General features: G+C 27.2%; 20 protein-coding genes and 1 tRNA gene. 3 read left to right on the top strand and 18 right to left on the bottom strand.

Annotated features, from left to right (window positions below):
• Window positions 1-20 precede the first annotated feature (20 nt).
• The 11 genes from rplC to BAKON_RS02710 form a co-directional block, all read right to left on the bottom strand.
• Window positions 21-650 (bottom strand): 50S ribosomal protein L3, encoded by a 630-nt coding sequence (rplC, locus tag BAKON_RS02660; protein ID WP_014499655.1) that lies wholly within the window; start codon window positions 648-650, stop codon window positions 21-23.
• Between the two features lie 30 nt (window positions 651-680).
• On the bottom strand, window positions 681-992 hold the full coding sequence (gene rpsJ, locus BAKON_RS02665) for a 30S ribosomal protein S10 (RefSeq protein WP_009874476.1): 312 nt from the start codon (window positions 990-992) through the stop codon (window positions 681-683).
• 312 nt (window positions 993-1,304) lie between these two features.
• A complete protein-coding gene (tuf, locus tag BAKON_RS02670) occupies window positions 1,305-2,489 on the bottom strand; it encodes an elongation factor Tu (RefSeq protein ID WP_014499656.1) in 1,185 nt (394 codons plus the stop codon).
• A 66-nt stretch (window positions 2,490-2,555) separates the two neighbouring features.
• Entirely contained in the window at window positions 2,556-4,664 is a 2,109-nt protein-coding gene (fusA, locus tag BAKON_RS02675) for an elongation factor G (RefSeq protein ID WP_014499657.1), read from the bottom strand.
• 114 nt (window positions 4,665-4,778) lie between these two features.
• Complete coding sequence (gene rpsG, locus BAKON_RS02680) at window positions 4,779-5,249, bottom strand: 30S ribosomal protein S7 (RefSeq protein ID WP_014499658.1); 471 nt, start codon at window positions 5,247-5,249, stop codon at window positions 4,779-4,781.
• A 42-nt stretch (window positions 5,250-5,291) separates the two neighbouring features.
• On the bottom strand, window positions 5,292-5,666 hold the full coding sequence (rpsL, locus tag BAKON_RS02685; RefSeq protein ID WP_014499659.1) for a 30S ribosomal protein S12: 375 nt from the start codon (window positions 5,664-5,666) through the stop codon (window positions 5,292-5,294).
• Window positions 5,667-5,791: 125 nt separating this feature from the next.
• Window positions 5,792-6,079 carry a sulfurtransferase complex subunit TusB gene (tusB, locus tag BAKON_RS02690; RefSeq protein ID WP_014499660.1) on the bottom strand — a complete coding sequence of 96 codons (288 nt, stop codon included), beginning with the start codon at window positions 6,077-6,079 and terminating at the stop codon, window positions 5,792-5,794.
• Window positions 6,080-6,090: 11 nt separating this feature from the next.
• On the bottom strand, window positions 6,091-6,450 hold the full coding sequence (gene tusC, locus BAKON_RS02695; RefSeq protein WP_014499661.1) for a sulfurtransferase complex subunit TusC: 360 nt from the start codon (window positions 6,448-6,450) through the stop codon (window positions 6,091-6,093).
• Between the two features lie 18 nt (window positions 6,451-6,468).
• Window positions 6,469-6,855: a sulfurtransferase complex subunit TusD gene (tusD, locus tag BAKON_RS02700; protein WP_014499662.1), complete on the bottom strand. Its 387-nt coding sequence runs from the start codon at window positions 6,853-6,855 to the stop codon at window positions 6,469-6,471.
• 82 nt (window positions 6,856-6,937) lie between these two features.
• A complete protein-coding gene (gene fkpA / locus BAKON_RS02705; RefSeq protein ID WP_014499663.1) occupies window positions 6,938-7,705 on the bottom strand; it encodes an FKBP-type peptidyl-prolyl cis-trans isomerase in 768 nt (255 codons plus the stop codon).
• Between the two features lie 278 nt (window positions 7,706-7,983).
• Entirely contained in the window at window positions 7,984-9,201 is a 1,218-nt protein-coding gene (locus BAKON_RS02710; RefSeq protein ID WP_014499664.1) for an aspartate aminotransferase family protein, read from the bottom strand.
• A 321-nt stretch (window positions 9,202-9,522) separates the two neighbouring features.
• On the opposite strand from BAKON_RS02710, the gene tsgA reads away from it, so the two are divergent.
• The gene (tsgA, locus tag BAKON_RS02715) at window positions 9,523-10,689 is read left to right on the top strand and encodes an MFS transporter TsgA (protein WP_014499665.1); all 1,167 of its coding nucleotides are present in this window, start codon (window positions 9,523-9,525) and stop codon (window positions 10,687-10,689) included.
• Window positions 10,690-10,753: 64 nt separating this feature from the next.
• Here tsgA and trpS read toward each other — a convergent pair whose 3' ends face one another.
• The 4 genes from trpS to aroK form a co-directional block, all read right to left on the bottom strand.
• A complete protein-coding gene (gene trpS, locus BAKON_RS02720) occupies window positions 10,754-11,773 on the bottom strand; it encodes a tryptophan--tRNA ligase (protein WP_014499666.1) in 1,020 nt (339 codons plus the stop codon).
• A gap of 20 nt (window positions 11,774-11,793) precedes the next feature.
• Complete coding sequence (rpe, locus tag BAKON_RS02725) at window positions 11,794-12,480, bottom strand: ribulose-phosphate 3-epimerase (RefSeq protein WP_014499667.1); 687 nt, start codon at window positions 12,478-12,480, stop codon at window positions 11,794-11,796.
• A gap of 1,059 nt (window positions 12,481-13,539) precedes the next feature.
• Window positions 13,540-14,631, bottom strand: coding sequence for a 3-dehydroquinate synthase (gene aroB / locus BAKON_RS02735; RefSeq protein WP_014499668.1), 1,092 nt, complete (start codon window positions 14,629-14,631; stop codon window positions 13,540-13,542).
• A gap of 17 nt (window positions 14,632-14,648) precedes the next feature.
• Window positions 14,649-15,170 carry a shikimate kinase AroK gene (aroK, locus tag BAKON_RS02740; RefSeq protein ID WP_014499669.1) on the bottom strand — a complete coding sequence of 174 codons (522 nt, stop codon included), beginning with the start codon at window positions 15,168-15,170 and terminating at the stop codon, window positions 14,649-14,651.
• A 428-nt stretch (window positions 15,171-15,598) separates the two neighbouring features.
• Between aroK and BAKON_RS02745 the strand changes: the two genes are divergently transcribed.
• Window positions 15,599-15,683: transfer RNA gene (locus BAKON_RS02745), tRNA-Ser, on the top strand.
• A 52-nt stretch (window positions 15,684-15,735) separates the two neighbouring features.
• Here BAKON_RS02745 and deoD read toward each other — a convergent pair.
• Genes deoD through BAKON_RS02760 form a run of 3 tightly spaced genes read right to left on the bottom strand, consistent with a single transcriptional unit; the run spans window position 15,736 to window position 19,343 of the window.
• Complete coding sequence (gene deoD / locus BAKON_RS02750) at window positions 15,736-16,440, bottom strand: purine-nucleoside phosphorylase (RefSeq protein ID WP_014499670.1); 705 nt, start codon at window positions 16,438-16,440, stop codon at window positions 15,736-15,738.
• 43 nt (window positions 16,441-16,483) lie between these two features.
• Window positions 16,484-17,707: a phosphopentomutase gene (locus BAKON_RS02755; protein WP_014499671.1), complete on the bottom strand. Its 1,224-nt coding sequence runs from the start codon at window positions 17,705-17,707 to the stop codon at window positions 16,484-16,486.
• 52 nt (window positions 17,708-17,759) lie between these two features.
• Window positions 17,760-19,343 carry a peptide chain release factor 3 gene (locus tag BAKON_RS02760; RefSeq protein ID WP_014499672.1) on the bottom strand — a complete coding sequence of 528 codons (1,584 nt, stop codon included), beginning with the start codon at window positions 19,341-19,343 and terminating at the stop codon, window positions 17,760-17,762.
• Between the two features lie 268 nt (window positions 19,344-19,611).
• Here BAKON_RS02760 and ansA point away from each other — a divergent pair, with 268 nt between their 5' ends.
• The gene (gene ansA / locus BAKON_RS02765) at window positions 19,612-20,628 is read left to right on the top strand and encodes an asparaginase (RefSeq protein ID WP_014499673.1); all 1,017 of its coding nucleotides are present in this window, start codon (window positions 19,612-19,614) and stop codon (window positions 20,626-20,628) included.
• Window positions 20,629-20,639 lie beyond the last annotated feature (11 nt).

Here is a 20,639-nt window from a genome sequence, read left to right on the forward strand (position 1 = left end):
GATGCTTTACTCCTCACTGCTCAAACCTTAATAGCTGGTTTAACGATAAGATCACTACCGGTAGCACCGGGAACAGCACCTTTTACCAAAAGAAGATTTTTACGTTCATCGATATGTACTATATTTAAACTTTGCACAGTAACACGATTGTTTCCTAGTTGTCCTGCCATTTTTTTACCTTTAAAAACTCTACCTGGAGTTTGATTCTGACCGATAGAACCTGGTACTCTATGAGATAAAGAGTTTCCATGTGTTGCGTCTTGAGTATGAAAATTCCATCTTTTTACTGTCCCGCAAAAACCTTTTCCTTTAGAAATACCTGTAATATCAACTTTTTTTACATTATTAAAAATATTAATTGTAATACTTTGTCCCACTTTAAAAATTGTATTTTTATCAGTTCTAAATTCCCATAAACCTCGACCAGGAATCACTCCGGATTTTAAAAAATGTCCTGCTTTTGGTTTATTCAATCTATTAGATTTTTTTACACCAGTTGTTACTTGAATAGCACAATAGAGATCAGTATTTATATTTTTTACTTGTGTAATTCGATTTTCTTTTAATTCAATCACTGTTACTGGGATTGAAGATCCTTCATCATTAAAAATACGAGTCATTCCAATTTTCTTACCAACTAAACCAATCATTTATTTAATACCTTAATCATATCTACTTGATTAACCTAAACTAATTTGCACATCTACACCGGCAGCAAGATCTAACCGCATTAGTGCATCAACAGTTTTTTCAGTAGGTTCTACTATGTCAATTAAACGCTTATGTGTACGAATTTCATATTGATCACGTGCATCCTTATTTACATGTGGAGAAACTAAAATAGTAAAACGTTCTTTACGAGTTGGAAGAGGAATTGGTCCACGTACTTGTGCACCAGTTCTTTTTGCTGTTTCAACAATTTCTGTAGTTGATTGATCAATTAATCTATGATCAAAAGCTTTTAAACGAATACGGATTCTTTGGTTCTGCATCAGACCAGAACTCCAATTATTTACAAATTGAAAATTTAATCTGCTCTGAATAAATTTATATTATTCAAGAGTAGATACAATTAAGTATTACTATGTAACTCCAATATCAGGAGTGTTTTTTAAATATATTATAAGAAGAACTTTATATATTTTTTAAAAAATTATTTTTAATTTATAATTTTATTCAAAAAAAATTAATAAATTGTTTTTACTATAAAATAAAATATATAAATCAAGAAAAGAGCATTTTATACTCTTTTCTTAATAAATTCAACTAGATATCAGTATAAAAATGCCGTAAATATAAAATTATTAAAGTAAAACCTTAGATACTACACCGGCTCCAACAGTACGACCACCTTCACGTATAGCAAATCGTAATCCATCAGCCATAGCAATAGGATTAATTAACGTGACAGTCATTTTTATATTGTCTCCCGGCATAACCATTTCAACACCTTCTGGTAATTCAATAGAACCTGTTACATCAGTAGTTCTAAAATAAAATTGAGGACGATATCCTTTAAAAAATGGAGTATGACGCCCACCTTCTTCTTTGGATAGAACATAAACTTCAGACTCAAATGTTGTATGTGGATGAATACTACCTGGTTTAGCTAAAACTTGACCTCTTTCAATTTCATCACGCTTTGTGCCGCGAAGCAAAACACCTACATTTTCTCCAGCACGACCTTCATCTAATAACTTTCTAAACATTTCCACGCCTGTACAAGTAGTTTTAGTTGTTTTTTTAATACCTACAATTTCAACTTCTTCACCTACTTTAATTATACCTTTTTCCACTCGTCCTGTTACTACTGTACCTCTTCCTGATATAGAAAAAACATCTTCTATGGGCAATAAAAAAGGCTGATCTATTGCTCTTTTTGGTTCAGGAATATAGCTATCTAAAAATTTAGATAAATCAATTATTTTTGACTCCCATTCAGGATCACCTTCTAATGCTTTAAGAGCTGAACCGCGAATAATAGGAGTGTCGTCTCCAGGAAAATCATACTGAGTTAATAAATCACGAACCTCCATTTCGACTAGTTCAAGTAATTCTTCATCGTCTACCATATCACATTTATTAAGAAAAACAATAATATATGGAACACCCACTTGTCTTCCAAGTAAAATATGTTCACGAGTTTGAGGCATTGGTCCATCAGTTGCAGCAACAACTAAAATAGCACCATCCATTTGAGCTGCTCCAGTAATCATATTCTTTATATAATCAGCATGACCTGGACAATCCACATGAGCATAATGTCTAAACTCGGTATCATATTCTACATGAGAAGTATTAATTGTAATACCTCTTGCTTTTTCTTCTGGTGCATTATCGATCTGATCAAAAGCACGTGCAGAACCACCAAATTTTTTAGATAAAACCGTTGTAATAGCTGCTGTCAAGGTTGTTTTTCCATGGTCTACATGACCGATAGTACCTACATTTATATGGGGTTTTAAACGTTGAAATTTTTCTTTAGACATTTTTTTTTCCTTATATAAAATATCTATTGCAAATAAAAATATTGTATACACTATAGAAGAAAACTTCTACTTTTCTCTTCTTTCAATGATATCTTTAGAAATATTAGATGGAGCTTCTATATATTTTAAGAATTCCATAGAATAAGAAGCCCTTCCTTGAGTTTGAGAACGTAAATCAGTAGCATAACCAAACATTTCTGATAAGGGAACACATGCATTGATAATTTTGCTAACAGATAAATCTTTCATTCCTTCAATAATACCTCTTCGACGATTTAAATCACCTATAACATCTCCCATATAGTCATCTGGAGTTTCTACTTCTACTTTCATAATGGGTTCTAATAATATTGGTTTTGCTTTTTTAAAACCATTTTTAAACGCTATAGAAGCTGCTAATTTAAAAGCTAATTCAGATGAGTCAACATCATGATAAGAACCAAAATAGAGACGCACTCCAATATCAACCACAGGATAACCAGCTAAAGGTCCAGATTTTAATTGTTCTTGAATTCCTTTATCAACTGCTGAAATATATTCGTTAGGAATAACTCCCCCTTTTATATCATTGATAAATAGATATCCTTCTCCTCCTGGCTCTAATGGAAATAATTCTATAACAACATGCCCATATTGACCTCTTCCACCTGATTGTTTAATATGCTTACCTTCAATATTTTCAACTTTATTAAGAATAGTTTCACGATATGCTACTTGAGGCTTCCCAATATTAGCATCAACACTAAATTCTCGTTTCATACGATCAATGATAATTTCTAAATGTAATTCACCCATACCGGAAATTATTGTCTGATTAGATTCTTGATCAGTTCGTACTCGAAAAGAAGGATCTTCTTTTGCTAATCGTCCCAATGCTAAACCCATTTTTTCTTGATCAACTTTAGTTTTAGGTTCTACAGAAATAGATATGACCGGTTCAGGAAATTCCATACGTTCTAGTATAATTGGTTGATTTAAATCACATAAAGTATCACCAGTAGTAACGTCTTTTAAACCAATTGCAGCGGCTATATCACCTGCATGTACTTCTTTTATCTCTTCTCTTTTATTAGCATGCATTTGAACAATTCTACCAAATCTTTCTCGCTGAGATTTTACAGAATTAAATACAGTGTCTCCAGATTTTACTATTCCTGAATATACACGAAAAAAAGTTAAATTACCTACGAATGGATCATTGGCGATTTTAAAAGCCAGAGCAGAAAAAGGAGCTGTATCATCTGAATTTCTAATAGCAGGAGTGTGTTTGCTATCATTTAAAACACCTTTGATATCTTGAATATCATTAGGTGCTGGCAAGTACTCAATTATTGCATCTAATAAAGCTTGGACACCTTTATTTTTAAAAGCTGAGCCACAAGTAATAAGTACAATCTCACTATTCAAAGCACGTTTTCGCAATGCAGACTTGATTTCAACTTCAGAAAGTTCAACTCCATTCAAATATTTCTCTAAAAGTTCTTCATTAGACTCTACTGCTGATTCAATTAAATTTTGATTCCATTTTTTTGCTAATTCAAGCATTTCTGTAGGAATTTCATTATAAATAAATGTTAAACCTTGATCAGATTCTTTCCAATGAACAGCTTTCATTTTAATAAGATCAATAACGCCAACAAAAGTATCCTCTGATCCAATAGCTAGTTGCAAGGGTACAGGATTAGCTCCTAGACGTTTTTTTATTTGTTTTACTACTTTTAAAAAATTAGCTCCCATACGATCCATTTTATTTATAAATGCTATACGAGGAACATTGTATTTGTTTGCTTGACGCCATACAGTTTCTGATTGTGGTTGTACACCTCCAACTGCACAATAAACCATAACAGCACCGTCTAATACACGCATAGAACGTTCTACTTCAATAGTAAAATCAACATGTCCAGGTGTATCAATAATATTAATTCTATGTGGTTTAAATTGTTTGGCCATTCCACTCCAAAAGGTAGTAGTAGCCGCGGATGTAATAGTAATCCCTCTTTCTTGTTCTTGTTCCATCCAATCCATAGTAGCTGCACCATCATGAACTTCACCAATTTTATGATTGATGCCTGTATAAAATAAGATTCTTTCAGTAGTGGTTGTTTTCCCTGCATCTATATGTGCACTAATTCCAATATTACGATATCGAGAAATAGGTGTTGTACGAGACATTATCTTTCTCTCATTTTTTTAGATTTTAAAAAGTTAGACCTCATAAGCCCAATTAAGATTATTGTCTTAGTACAATTTACAAATAATATAAATAAAACTAAGAATCTAATAATATTACCAACGATAGTGAGCAAATGCTTTATTAGCTTCCGCCATTCGATGTACTTCTTCTCTTTTCTTAACTGCTGTGCCTTTTTTTTCTAAAGCATCATACAACTCATTAGATAAACGTAAAGACATAGATTTATCAGCACGTTTACGCGCAGATTCTACAATCCAACGCATAGCTAAAGCATTCCGCCGTACAGGACGAACCTCTACAGGTACTTGATATGTTGAACCACCAACTCGACGAGATTTTACTTCTACAGTTGGACGTACATTTTCTAAAGCCATTTCAAATGCTTCTAATTCTTTTTTATCTGAACGTTTTGATAAGTTTTGTAGTGCAGTATAAACAATAACTTCAGCAATAGATTTTTTACCATCTATCATAAGAATATTAATAAATTTAGCTAATAATTCCGAAGAAAACTTTGGATCAGGTAAAATTTTTCGAGTGCTGATGATACGACGACGTGGCATAGAAAACTCCATTAAATTAAAAAATATATAAATAATACTTGATTATGATTTTGGTTTTTTAACACCGTATTTAGAACGACCTTGTTTACGGTCTTTAACACCGGCACAATCTAATGAACCTCTAACAATATGATATCTTACTCCAGGCAAATCTTTGACACGACCACCTCGTATTAAAATGACAGAATGTTCTTGTAAATTATGACCTTCACCCCCAATATAAGCAGTCACTTCAAAACCATTAGTTAATCTTACACGACATACTTTACGCAAAGCTGAATTAGGTTTTTTAGGTGTAGTGGTATAAACTCGGGTACAAACACCTCTTTTTTGAGGACTCTTCCCCAAAGCAGGGACATTGCTTTTAACAACTTTTCGTACACGAGGTTTACGGACCAATTGATTTACTGTGGCCATAAAAAACTCCTATTATTCAATGAATTTTCTGAAAAAAAATCAAAATAATATAAATAAAAAAATATTTACTATTATTATGAAAAGTTTTAGGATTTGAGATTTAAATTAAAAACGGCTTAGTATTTTTACCAAGTCATTTGTTTTTTATGTTTAAGTGTTAATGAAACGAAATGAATATAGCTTATCAAAATAAATTTACTTGAAATGTTTTTATGAATTCCTCGTGCATACACGTCTTCTTTTATAAGATACAATTTAACTGAAGACATAATTATACTTTTTAAAAAAATATTATCTTTTAATGCAATTAACACACCGTCTTGAAGTGCTAAAAAATCATCTGATTTTTTTAACATACTTATAATAAGAGAAACGTTAGTCTCAAAAGGAGATTTCATTAAAGTATGTAACATATTTATAAACCTTAAAAATTAATAATGGCATCGCAAACATCTAGTTTTAAGCGAAAAAAATATGAATCTAATATATCTACATTTAATATAAAATTATGATTATTATTTAATCCTCGTTCAATTAATGATGCTTTACAACAATAAAAATCTTTTATATTATAAAAAGATAATATAGAGAAAGAAGATATATAATTACGAGCTAAAATGTTTTCTGATTGATAACTTTTAATTAATTGTAAAACTCCATCGCCAATAAAAAATAGACTTATTTTTTTAAATATTGATGAAATACTTAAAATAGCGTCTAAACCTTCTCTACCAAAACTAGTACCATGTGGAGCATGCGAAAAAACAAAAGCAATCATCTTCATTATGATAAATATACCAAATTAAAATTGTATTATGCGATCACATATTTTTATGGAATTAGCTAATTCGACTAAACCACTTAATTGAAAAAAAAATGCTAAGTTACCTTTTTTGATATTTATATCCAGTAATATTTCATCTTCTATAACACCTCTTCTTAGAGCTGCACTATTACAAACATACAGTTTTACTTTATGTTTTTTATGTAATTCTTGCCATGCTTCAATTAAATTAAATTCATCAATTGCTGGTGTAGTCATTCTATTAGCATTAAGTACTCCATCGCAATAAAAAAAAATACTATGTAATGTATTTTTGGTTTTTAATAAAGATTTGCAAAATAAAAAAGCAGTACTTGAATTTTGTGTCCCATAAGCTGCTCCCGTTACTAATATCGTATAATTCATTTTTAAAATTTTATACCAAGATACTTTAAAATTAATATTTAATCATATCATATTTTAAAAATTTATGATTAATATAAATGTACTATAGTTTCTTGACTGCATCTAATAATTCTATATCAAAAATCAGTGTAGAATTTCCTGGTATACCATTAACTTCTTGGTCTCCATATGCTAAGTTAGGAGGTATGACTAATTTTATTTTACCACCTTTTTTTATGTATTTTAAACCTTCTTGCCAACCCAATATAACATCTTTTAACATTAATGATATAGGTTTACCTCTTCTATAAGAATTATCAAATTCTACACCATTAATTAGGACTCCTTTATAATGTACAGTAATTTTTGTATCATTTGTTAACACTTCACCTTCTCCTTCTCTTTCTATAAGATATAGAAGACCAGTAGATGTTTTCTTGACATTCTTTACTTTAGAAAAATTTTTCATATATAATTCTCCTTGAATAAAATTTTCTTTTGCATTTTTTTCAAACTGAATTTTATTTGCATGTTTTATTTTTTTTTCTAGTTCTTTAAGAAGTAAAGAAATTTCTTGATGTGAAAGCTTTAAATGATCAGAAATTACATCCTGTATTCCTTTTAAAAGATTATTCTTGTCTAATTCAATCCCCATTTTTTTTTGTTTTTCAAAAGATTGGTTAACATAATTACCAATTGAAACACCTAAAGCATAAGCTAATTTTTCGTTGTTATTGTGAAATTTATCTTTTAATTCCGAATTAGAAGCTTGCAAATAAATATCAGAAAAAGGGACTGATGATGAAAACGATTTCGGAATATATAATATTACACATAATAATATTATTTTTTTTAGAATAAAAAAAATCATTTATGACTCCAAAAAAAACACATAAAATATCACATTTTTTATTACTAATATATTTTTTCTGTAGTATACGTTTTTTTAATATATTTTAAATAATTTTTTTAATATAGAAATATAATGAATACTAAACATTTTCTAAAATTTAAATTAATATATTTAATTATTATTTTTTGCGATTGTAAAAAAATAAAAATTTTTGATTTTTTTAAGTAGATAAAATTATAAAACGGTATTTTTTTATGAAATATGTTTAATTAATTTAAAAATAAGAAGTAGTTTATTTAAGATAAACATTTTTCTAAAGCATGATAAAATCGTTTCATACCTTCGATAATATCACATTTCTTAATAATCAATGAAGGCGCCAAACGAATAACATCATGACCAGCACTTAAAAAAATAACGCCTTCTAAAAACGAAAAATTTAATATTTTATTTATTTTATCAGAAATACTTGGTTTCAACACAACACCAATTAGTAATCCTTTACCTCTTATTTCTGTAAAAAATTTAAAACGTTTATTAATAATATTTAATTCACGTATTATTATTTTAGATTTTTTTTCAACTCCCAACAAAATTTTTTCAGTGTTAATAATATCAATAACGGATTCTGCTACTGCGCAAGCAAGCGGATTTCCACCATACGTAGTGCCATGTATTCCAGGTCTCATTACAGATGCTATTTTATTTGTAGTTAACATTGCACTGATTGGAAAACCTCCACCCAAAGATTTAGCAAGAGTTAAAATATCTGGATTCACATCATAATATTCATAAGCAAATAGTTTTCCAGTTCTTCCTATACCAGTTTGTATTTCATCGAAAATTAAAAGTGCGTTATATTGATCACATAATTCTCTTAATTTTTTTATGAAAGAAACATTTGCTGGTATTACACCACCTTCCCCTTGAATTGGTTCTACAACTATTGCACACGTATCGTTATTAATTATTTTTTTTACGCTATTAATATCATTAAATAAAGCATGTATTATGCCTGAAGGTTTCGGACCAAAATTATTAGAATATTTTGATTGTCCACCAACAGAAACGGTAAAAAACGTACGTCCATGAAATGAATTGTGAAAAGAAATAATTTTATTTTTGTTTATACTGTATATTTTAGATGAATAATAACGTGCTAGCTTAAAAGCTGCTTCATTAGCTTCCGCACCAGAATTTGCAAAAAATACTCGTGATGCAAAACTAGAAGAAACTAATTTTTCAGCTAATCTAAGAGCTGGTTCATTAGTAAATACATTACTAATGTGCCATAAAATTTTACTTTGATTGTTTAGTTTTTTATTTAATAAAGAATGACAATGTCCTAAAGATGTAACTGCAATCCCTCCAGAAAAATCAATATATTCTTTTCCTTGTTGATCCCATATACGACTACCTTTACCTTTAACAGGAATAAAAGAAGCTGGTTTGTAAACAGGTAAAATTAACTGGTCAAAAGTATCTCGTGTAATTAACATTTTTTTTGATATCATTAAATAGCCTAAAATATATTTTTTAAAATAAAAAAATTACAGAAAATTATCTTAATAAAAAAAGAAATAATCCTAAAAAATGTATAAAACTTTTAAAACAAAATATACATCATATTTTATTAAAATTAAACTTATTTTATTAAGAATATTTAAAGTATTGATTATTTTTATGTTAAAAATTAAAAGCATAAAACACTATTTAATCTAATATAAATTCTAAATTTAATTATTACATAATATTTTACGTATATTAAAAATATAAAAAACATAATATATTTAATTATATTTTTATAACAAATTTATCAAATAAGGTAGTAAAAAATGAAAGATATAAATCGGATAGGACTTACATGGATTAGTTTTTTATCATATGCATTTACAGGTGCATTAGTTGTTGTTACTGGTATGATTATGGGAAATATTTCTGATTATTTTCATTTATCTGTATCTCAGATGAGCAATACATTTACTTTTTTAAATGCAGGAATATTAATATCAATTTTTGTAAATTCTTGGCTTATTGAAATTATATCATTAAAAAAACAACTAATCTTTGGATTCATACTTACTATTCTAGCTATAACTAGTCTAATTTTCTGTAATAGTATATTTTTATTTTCTATAAACATGTTTATACTTGGATTAGTAAGTGGAATTACCATGTCCATTGGCACATTTATTATTACTCAGCTATACTCAGGATCAAAAAGAGGTTCTCAATTATTATTAACTGACTCTTTTTTTAGCATGTCCGGTATGATATTTCCAATTATTACAGCGTATCTTTTAGAAAAAAAAATTATCTGGTATTGGACTTATGTATGTATAGGAATAATTTATTTATTAATTTTTCTTCTTACAATAAATCTAAATTTTATAAAATTAAAAAATGATATAAAAAATACCAATGAAAAAAAAGAACAATGGAACTGTAATGTATTTTTATTATCCCTTTCAGCATTGCTTTATATCTTAGGACAATTAGGATTTATTTCCTGGGTACCACAATACGCTACTGAAATTATGAACATTGATATAAAAAAAACTGGTGGTTTAGTTAGTAGTTTTTGGATGTCTTATATGATTGGCATGTGGTTTTTCAGTTTTATAATTAAATTTTTCAATTTTTATCGTATGTTCATATTTCTTACAGGTGTTTCTACGATACTAATGTATTTTTTTATACATAGCACAGATTTTTTAAACCAGCAATATATAATTATTAGTTTAGGTTTTTTCTCTAGTGCTATTTATACTATAATTATAACATTAGCATCATTGCAGACGAAAAACCCTTCCCCAAAATTAATAAATTTAATTTTACTATTTGGTACAATTGGAACTCTGCTTACCTTTATTGTAACTGGTCCAATAGTAGAAGAAAAAGGATTATATACGACTTTAATTAGTACAAATATACTATATGGAATAGTATTTTTTCTATCTATTTTAATTTATTTTAATAGAAAAAATAAAAATATTGCATAAAATTGTTTAATATAAAAATATTTTATATAAAAAAAATAAGCTAGAAGAAAAAAATTTTGATTATTTAAAAAAATGGAATTAGACCCAGTTTATCGTGTATGTCTTTTAAAGTTTTTTGAGATCTTAATTGAGATTTAATTGCTCCTTCATAAGCAATTTTTTTTAAATAAGATTCATCATGACGATAATCATTATAAGATTTCTGTAATTTAGATAAAAACTTAGATAAACAATCTACAACAATTTTTTTGAATTCTGCATACATTATACCTTCTAGTTCTTTAAGTAAAATATTAATATCTTTATTAGTGATAGCAGAAAGAATTTCTAATAAATTTGAAATTCCTGGTTTTTTACTTATATCGTAATATATTTTAGATGGCATTTCTGAATCAGTAAGAGCATGTTGTATTTTTAATGCTACACTAGAGATGTCATCTAACAAGAAAATTACATTATTTTTATTAACATCAGATTTAGACATTTTTTTATGTGGTTCTAACAAAGACATAATTTTAGAACCATATTGAGTGATCAATGGCTTAGGTAATGTAAATATATTACCATATAAAGAATTAAAACGATGCGCTATATTTCTTGTTAATTCTACATGCTGTTTTTGATCTCGTCCTACTGGAACAAAATTAGTTTGATATAACAAAATATCTGCTGCCATTAAAATTGGATAATTAAATAAAGCTGCATTTATTTTTTTTGTGCAATCACTTTCTATTTTTCTTTTTATTTTAAATTGTGTCATACGAAGTAATTCTGAGAATTGGCTAAAACAATTTAAGATCCAATTCAGTTGACTATGCTGATAAACATGAGATTGAATAAAAATAATACTTTTATTGGGATCTACACCACAAGCTAAATAAAAAGATAGTGTATCCAATACAGATTTTTTTAAATCGATTTTATTTTCTTGTATAGTTAATGCATGTAAATCAGCAATACAATATAAACACTCATAATTATTTTGCATTTTAGACCAATGACGCATTGTACCTATATAGTTCCCAAGAGTTAGGTTACCAGAAGGTTGTACGGCACTAAACAAAATAGGTTTAGAAAAAATCATTTTATATCCTAAATAAAATATTAATGAATAGATCTAGAATAAGCATGTTGTAATTCTTTACGAATTTTCTCAATTATAAGTTCATAATTAGAATATTTAAATAATCCAGATCCGATTACAAAAACGTTCGCTCCAGCAAATGCAATCTCAGCAATATTTTCTAATTTTACTCCACCATCAACTTCCAAAAGAACATCAGAAAAATTAGTATCAATAATTTTTCTAACTTCACGTAATTTATTCAGTGTAGATGGTAAAAAACACTGATTCCCAAATCCCGGATTTACTGACATTAATAAAATCAAATCTAATTTTTCTAATACATAATCAAGAAAGTTAAGTGGTGTAGCTGGATTAAATGCTAGTCCTGCTTTACATCCATGCTCTTTAATCAAATGTAATGTTCGTTCAATATGAAGAGTTGCTTCCGGATGAAAAGTAATAAAAGTTGCCCCTGCTTTAGCAAACTGAGGAATTAAGTTATCTACTGGTTTTACCATTAAATGAACATCAATAGGTACTGTAATATTATAATTACGTAATGATTCTAAAATCATAGGTCCCATTGTTAAATTAGGTACATAATGATTATCCATAACGTCAAAATGTATTAAATCACTTCCTGCATCTATTACTTTTTTTGTATCTTCTCCTAAACGTGCAAAATCAGCAGATAAAATTGACGGAGCTAAAAAAAACTTTTTCATCTTAACTTTTTTCCCTTTAGGTAAAATTATTTTATTTTAATATTAATTATACCAAGCCAATAATTAATTGGTTTTTTCGAATATTTATAATATAACTAATCAACTATTTATATTTAATGAAATACAAAAAAAGTTTTTTTAATATCATAAATATATTAATAAGATATCTTGATGTGATGCTAAAAAAGGAACGATTTTTTAAAAAATAGATTCTAGTAAGATATACTAATCTTTTATACTCATAAAAATCAAAATGATTAATATAATATCCAGTAAAATTTGAAGTTTTTTAGATAAAGGTAAATAAGGTAGATCATAGTATAATACTGAACCAGAGCTAATTTTTTTCGATATAATATTACAAGAAGAAAAAAAATTCTTTTTAAATATGTTCAGAAAATTAATATAATTCTTTTTATAAAAATATAGTTTTTTATAATTTCTAAAAAGAATATTAAATATTTTTTTGTAAATCATATATACATAATAAAACGGTCTATTTAAATATAAAAAACTGGTACTTTTTAATAATTATTAGGACTTTTATTAAAAATATAGAACGGATGTAGTATAGAATAAGAATCTAATTCGTTAGTACTAGGAGCAAAAAAAACTCATGTATCATACAAAAAATTTTAAAAGCGACTCCTAACAATATTAAATAAATTAAAAATATTACTATTAACATTACTAAAATATAAATATGATAGTTAGTGTTTCGAAATACTCATCCGGTATCTATAAATAATTTAATTAAACAATTTTTATTTAGAAGAATTTTGAGAATATCATTTAATATTAAGTACTTTTCTCTGGATCACTTTAAAAAAACTTTTTTTTATAAAATATTTACATATTCTGATTCAACATATTAAAGTAATAATATTTTTACTTTCTATAATTTTATTTTTATAATTTAAAATATATTAATTGTAGAATATTTTATATAACTATTATATTAAAAATATAAAATATATAATCTTTTAAAAAACTATAGAAGAGCAAAAAAATAGTTAAAAACCATATAGAATAAATTTAATATTCTAGATCATTAAAATCTTATTGCGAATTTTTAATGGCAGTTAAAATAATATTTTTATCTATATTACTATAAATTTCTGCTTTTCCAATTGATAGAGGTAGAACTAATCTAATCTCTCCTGAGAGGACTTTTTTATCTCGCATCATATAAGGAATATATGAAGCAGCAGACATATTTTTTGGTCCTTTTATAGGCAAACCGGTTCTTTTTAATAGTGTAAGTATTCTTTTAAAGTCTATTGCTTTTAAATATCCTAATAATTCAGCAGTACGTGCAGCCATAACCATGCCTACTGATATCGCTTCACCATGCAGCCAGTTACCATAACCTGCATGAACTTCAATAGCATGACCATATGTATGACCAAGATTTAATAATGCTCTAAAATTATTTTCTCTTTCATCTAAAGAAATTAACTGTGACTTTAATTCACAACATTTTTTTATACAATAAGACATTGCTTTATGATCAAGACATAAAATAGATTCAATATTTTCTTCTAACCAAGAAAAAAATATTTCATCAAAAATAATAGCGTATTTAATTACTTCCGCCATACCAGATACTAATTCATTATAGGGAAGTGTTTTTAAACAATCAATATCAATAATTACAGAAGATGGTTGCCAAAAAGAACCAATCATATTTTTACCAAGTAAATGATTAACAGCTGTTTTTCCACCAATAGAAGCATCAACTTGAGATAAAAGAGTAGTTGGTATTTGAACAAAACGCACACCTCTTTGATAAACAGAAGCAGCAAAACCAGCTAAGTCACCTATTACTCCTCCACCTAATGCAATTAAAGTTGTATCACGAGCATGCTTTTTTTCTAATAAAGCAGAAATAATTAATTCCATTTCATTCAATGTTTTATACTGTTCACCATCTGATAAAATCACTTGATCTATTTTAATACCAGATTTTCTTAAATTATAAAAAACTTTATCTTTTAAAAGATTGGCTAGTGTTTTATTAGTCACTAGCATTGCTTGATCACCAGGTTTTAAAGGCCAAAAAATATTGTCTTCTTGAATAATTCCAGAGCCTATACTAATAGGATAACTACGTTTTCCTAGAACAACTTTTAATCGTTCCACAATTTTCATACTCCATCAATTCTTTATTATATTTCTTCTAATAAACGAATTATATTAAAAGCTACAGATTTAGCACTTTGATCATCAGTTTGGACTTTTATATCTGCGATTTCTTCATACAAAGGATTTCTTTCATAAGCTAAATTTTCTAGTACAACACGATTTGAAGTAGCAGATTGTAATAATGGTCTTGTTTTATCTCTTTTAGTACGTGTTAATTGTTTTTCAATTGTTGTTTCCAAGTAAACGACAATACCACGAGATGATAGAAAATTACGAGTTTCTTTAAACGTAACTGAACCTCCACCTGTAGCTAGAACAATGCCCTGTTTAATAGTTAATTCATCAATAATTTTTCGCTCTCTCAAACGAAAACCATCTTCACCTTCTAAATCAAAAACCCAACTTATATTAGCACCAGTACGCTTTTCAATTTCTTGATCAGAATCAAAAAATTCCATATTAAGTTGTTGAGACAATTGACGACCGATAGTACTTTTTCCAGCACCCATAGGTCCAACTAAAAAGATATTTCGTTTTTCTGCCATGTTTTTATTATTACTAAGATAATTCGTTAATAATACCAATGCTGGCAAATTTTACCAGCAAAACATAAACGCACGTTGAAAATAGAACAAAGTTAATTATTTATTCTATATTAACGATTAATACATATTTTAAAAATATTTTGTATTATTTTTTCATTAATTAATTTGATCCTTTCAATTAATATCGCAAAAATATAAAAATAACTATTTTTTAAAAAACATATAAAGTATATTCTATCAGAATCGTTATCATTTTTTCTATTTTTATTTTAAAAAAAAATATTTTTTCTACTTGATAAAAAAATATCAAATATATTTAAAAAAAAACAATCCAGATAAGTAAAAACTTGACGCCGTTTATTTTTTTATATTAATATATCAAAAATAATTTTTTAGTTTTCTTTTTTTTATATAATAATAAAAAAACCGGTGAGATGTCCGAGAGGCTTAAGGAGCACGCTTGGAAAGCGTGTATATGGAAACGTATCAAGGGTTCGAATCCCTTTCTCACCAAAAAAACATATGTTATACTTCAATACGTCATATTTTAAACATAAAATGTTTTTTATAAAGTAGATTCTAAAGCCAGTTTAATCATATCATTAAAACTTGATTCTCTTTCTGTTGATGAAAGATGTTCTTTATTTATAATATGATCAGATACTGTGCATATAGATAATGCTTTCGCCTTAAATTCAGCAGCAACACTATATATCCCTGCAGTTTCCATATCAACTCCGATAATATTATATTTTTTTAAAATATCTAGCATCTTATTATCATCATTGTAGAAAGAATCTGTTGTAAAAAAATTACCGATAGAAACTTTAATATTCATTTTTCTTGAAATTAAAACTGTATTACAAATCATATCAAAATCTGCAATGGCAGAAAAATCATGATTATTAAATTTTATTCTATTTACTTTCGAATCAGTAGAAGCACCCATACCAATTACTATATCACGCAAATTTATATCATCTCGTACAGCACCACAGCTTCCTATACGAATAATCTTTTTTACATTAAATTCAACAATCAATTCTCTTGCATAGAGAGAAGCTGATGGTATTCCTATACCGTGGCTCATTATTGATATTTTTCTATTTTTGTATAATCCAGTATAAGCTAACATTAAACGAGTATTGTTTACTTGAACATAATTATCTAAATATTTTTCAGCAATATATTTTGCTCGTACTGGATCTCCAGGCATAAGAACTATATCTGAAAAATCATTTTTTTTACTGTTAATATGAGGCGTAGACACTGATTTCTTCCTTTTTTAATATAACCAATCATACTTTAACATGTTAAAACATATTTTGACCATAAGGCATATGAGTCAATAAAAAATATTTTGCAATAGTTTGTCCTATATCAGAAAAAGTTTTACGGTGACCTAAAAAACGTTTTTTCATGCCCGGCGAGTAAATTAATATAGGAATATTTTCTCGAGTATGATCGGTTCCTTTCCAAGTTGGATCACATCCATGATCCGCAGTTAAAATTAATAAATCGTTTTTTTGAACTAGTTTTATTATCTCAGATAACTTAGAATCAAAAAATTCTAAACCTCTAGCATATCCAGAAACATCACGACGATGACCCCAATTTGAATCAAAATCTACTAAATTAGTAAATACAATAGTATTATTCACAGCTGCTTTCATTTCATTAATAGTAGTATTGCATAACTCATCAAGACCAGTAGATTTAATTTTTTTAGTGATTCCTACTCCACCATAAATATCAGAAACTTTACCAATCGCAACTACTTGTCCATTTTTTTCGTCTATTAATTTTTTCATAACTGTTGCAGAAAAAGGTTTAATTGAAAAATCTCTTCTATTACCTGTACGTTGAAAATTTAATTTATTATTTCCAATAAAAGGTCTTGCAATAACTCTTGCAACTTTATATCTATGCTTATCTAAAATAAAACGAACAGTTTCACATAATTTATAAAGATTAGATAAACCAAAAAAAACTTCATGACATGCTATTTGAAAAACAGAATCTGATGAGGTGTATATAATAGGTTGTTTTGTTTTAATATGTTCTTCACCTAAATGATTAATAATATCAGTTCCTGATGCATGACAATTTCCAATAAAACCTGTTAAACCAGATGTTTTTATAATTTTGTCTAATAAAGTATCAGAAAAACTCTGTTTTTTTTTCTTAAAATAAAACCAATTATCTAGAACTGGTACTCCTGCTATTTCCCAATGTCCTGAAGTAGTATCTTTTCCAGAAGAAATCTCACTAGCAAAACCATAACTAGCAATAATATTTGAATTAGGATTAAATCCTAAAGGATATTTTCCTGTAGATTCTTTAGCGGCATTTATTATACCTAATTTTACTAAATTAGGAATGTGTAAAGGACCATTTCTTCCTTTATTAGCTTCTCCTAAAAAACATTTTTCAACTATATGTCCAAAGGTATCTGAACCAACATCATTAAATTTATCAGCATCAGGACTGAAACCTATTCCAAAAGAATCTAAAACAATTAAAAAAACTCGTTTCATAATTAAACTTCCAAAGTTTTATCAAAAAATATTTTTTTGATTTTTTCAAATACTACTGTTCTCGTGTTTTATCAAAAAAAATGTCAGAATTTTGAGTCATAACTATATTTAAATTAGCAATGCTAGGTGCTAAATATATCAAACTATTAGAAGTGTCATATGCTAAATAAGTACTGTATTTTTTTTTAAAATTATAAATGCTATGATGATTGTCAGATTTGATCCAACGAGCAAGAATAATATTAACTTTTTTATATACTGCATCTATACTATACTCTAGTCTTAAACGCTCAATAACAACATCAAATTGTAATATTCCAATAGCACCTAAAATCAAATTATTATTAAGAATCGGACGAAATACTTGAACAGTTCCCTCTTCAGATAATTGGACTAAACCTTTTTTTAATTGTTTTTGTTTAAGAGGATTTTTTAAGTAAATAAGACGAAAAATTTCTGGTGCAAAACTTGGTATTCCAATAAATTTAATTTCTTCACCTTGTGTAAAAGTATCTCCAATTTTAATAGTACCATGATTATGCAGTCCTATAACATCTCCAGGATAAGCTTTATTTATAGATATTCTATCGCCTGCTAAAAAAGTAAAAGCATCAGAAATATTTATATTCTTTTTTATTCGTACATGTTTTAATTTCATTCCTTTTGTATATTGTCCTGAAACAATTCTCATAAAAGCTATTCTATCGCGATGTTTCAAATCCATATTAGCTTGTATTTTAAATATAAAACCTGTAAATTTTTTTTCTTGAGGATTTACTTTGCGTTTATCACTTTGACGATATAAGGGGGAAGGAGCCCATTTGATCAAACTATCTAATACATGATTAATTCCAAAATTTCCAAGCGCACTACCAAAAAAAATGGGCGTGATAATACCTCTTAAAAATTTTTCCTTATTAAATTTTGGATATATATTAGTGATTAATTCTAATTCTTGACGAACATGTACAGCTAAATCTGTTCCGATATAATCATCTATCAGATTATCAGAACAACTATCTAAATTTAAAAAATTTTTTTTAAAAAATTTATATTTATATAAATCAACAATTTTATCATAAATATGATAAACTCCTTTAAAATTTTTTCCGCAGCTCATAGGCCAACTAACAGGAATACAATTTAATTTTAACTCTTTTTCAATTTCATCTAAGATTTCTATTGGTTCTCGACTATCACGATCTAACTTATTAATAAAAGTAATAATAGGTGTATTATGAATACGTGTAACATCTATCAATTTTTTAGTTCGTTCTTCTACGCCTTTAGCTGCATCAATAATAACTAAACAACAATCTACAGCAGTGAGAATACGATATGTATCTTCGGAAAAATCTTGATGACCTGGAGTATCTAATAAATTCATTAAAATATTTTTATATGTGAATTGCATAACAGAAGTCGTTACAGAAATTCCACGTTCTTTTTCAATATTCATCCAATCAGATTTAGCATATTTTCCACTTCCTCTTCCTTTTATTGTTCCAGAAACATGAATTGCTTTTCCAAATAATAACATTTTTTCAGTAATAGTAGTTTTTCCAGCATCAGGATGAGAAATAATTGCAAAAGTTCTTCGTTTGCTTAGTTCCTGTTCGTGATTTACATCAAACATATATACACTCTTTTGAAAATACTTAATATTAAATGCTTATATAAAAATATAATACATAAAAAAACATTATCTATCTAATAAAATAGCAATTTAAATCTATTTAAAAAAAACTCTTATATCAAGTTGACTTGATTTATTTTAAAAAAAAAGTAAAATCATATAATCTTAAATTATATATCTATTTTATAGGTTAAATAAAATTTAATGGATATTTGAAATAAAATGCCAATACAATTATCTTAAATAGATTATAAAAAAGAGTTATAGAATGAAGAAAAAATTTATATATATTGCATATACAGGTGGAACTATCGGTATGCAAAAATCAAACAATGGATATATTCCTGTTTCTGGACATCTTGAAAAAAAACTTTTAAAAATGCCTGAATTTTATAGTAAAGAGATGCCGGATTTTATTATAAAAGAATATCAACCGTTAATTGATTCTTCTAATATGACACCAATACAATGGCAAATTATTGCCAATGACATAAAAAAAAACTATCATAAGTACCATGGATTTATTATTCTTCATGGAACTGATACAATGGCTTACACAGCTTCTGCCTTATCATTTATATTAGAAAATCTAGAAAAACCAGTAATTGTAACAGGATCTCAAATCCCTTTATCAGAAATACGTTCTGATGGTCGTCAAAACTTGTTAAACTCGCTTCTAATAGCTGCTAATTATCCTATTAATGAAGTTACTTTGTTTTTTCATCATAAACTATATAGAGGTAATAGAACAACGAAATCACGTACTGATAGCCTTGATGCATTTTCTTCTCCTAATTTAAAACCATTACTAGAAGTCGGAGTCAATATTCGTTACCTTTATAAAAAACAAATAAGAAAAAAACCAAAAAAATTAAAGGTATATCAAATAGAACCTCAACCTATTAGCATTATTACTATTTATCCAGGAATTTCTAGTAAAATCATTCAAAATTTTTTGTTATATCCAGTAAAAGCCTTAATTTTATGTACATATGGAGTAGGAAATGCACCTCAAAGTAGAAGTTTTTTAAAAGAATTACATCTTGCATATAAAAAACATATCATTATTGTAAATTTAACACAATGTACATCTGGAAGAGTAGATATGAATGGATATGCAACTGGTAGTTCACTTATAAAAGTTGGGGTGATTAGTGGTTATGATTTAACGATAGAATCAGCTTTAACTAAATTACATTTTTTATTAAGTCAAAACATCTCAAAAGAAAAAATACGTTTTCAAATGCAAAATAATTTACGTGGTGAATTAACACCGATAAAATAATTTTTTAAAAT

This window comes from Buchnera aphidicola str. Ak (Acyrthosiphon kondoi) (assembly GCF_000225445.1).
GTDB lineage: Bacteria > Pseudomonadota > Gammaproteobacteria > Enterobacterales > Enterobacteriaceae > Buchnera > Buchnera aphidicola_A.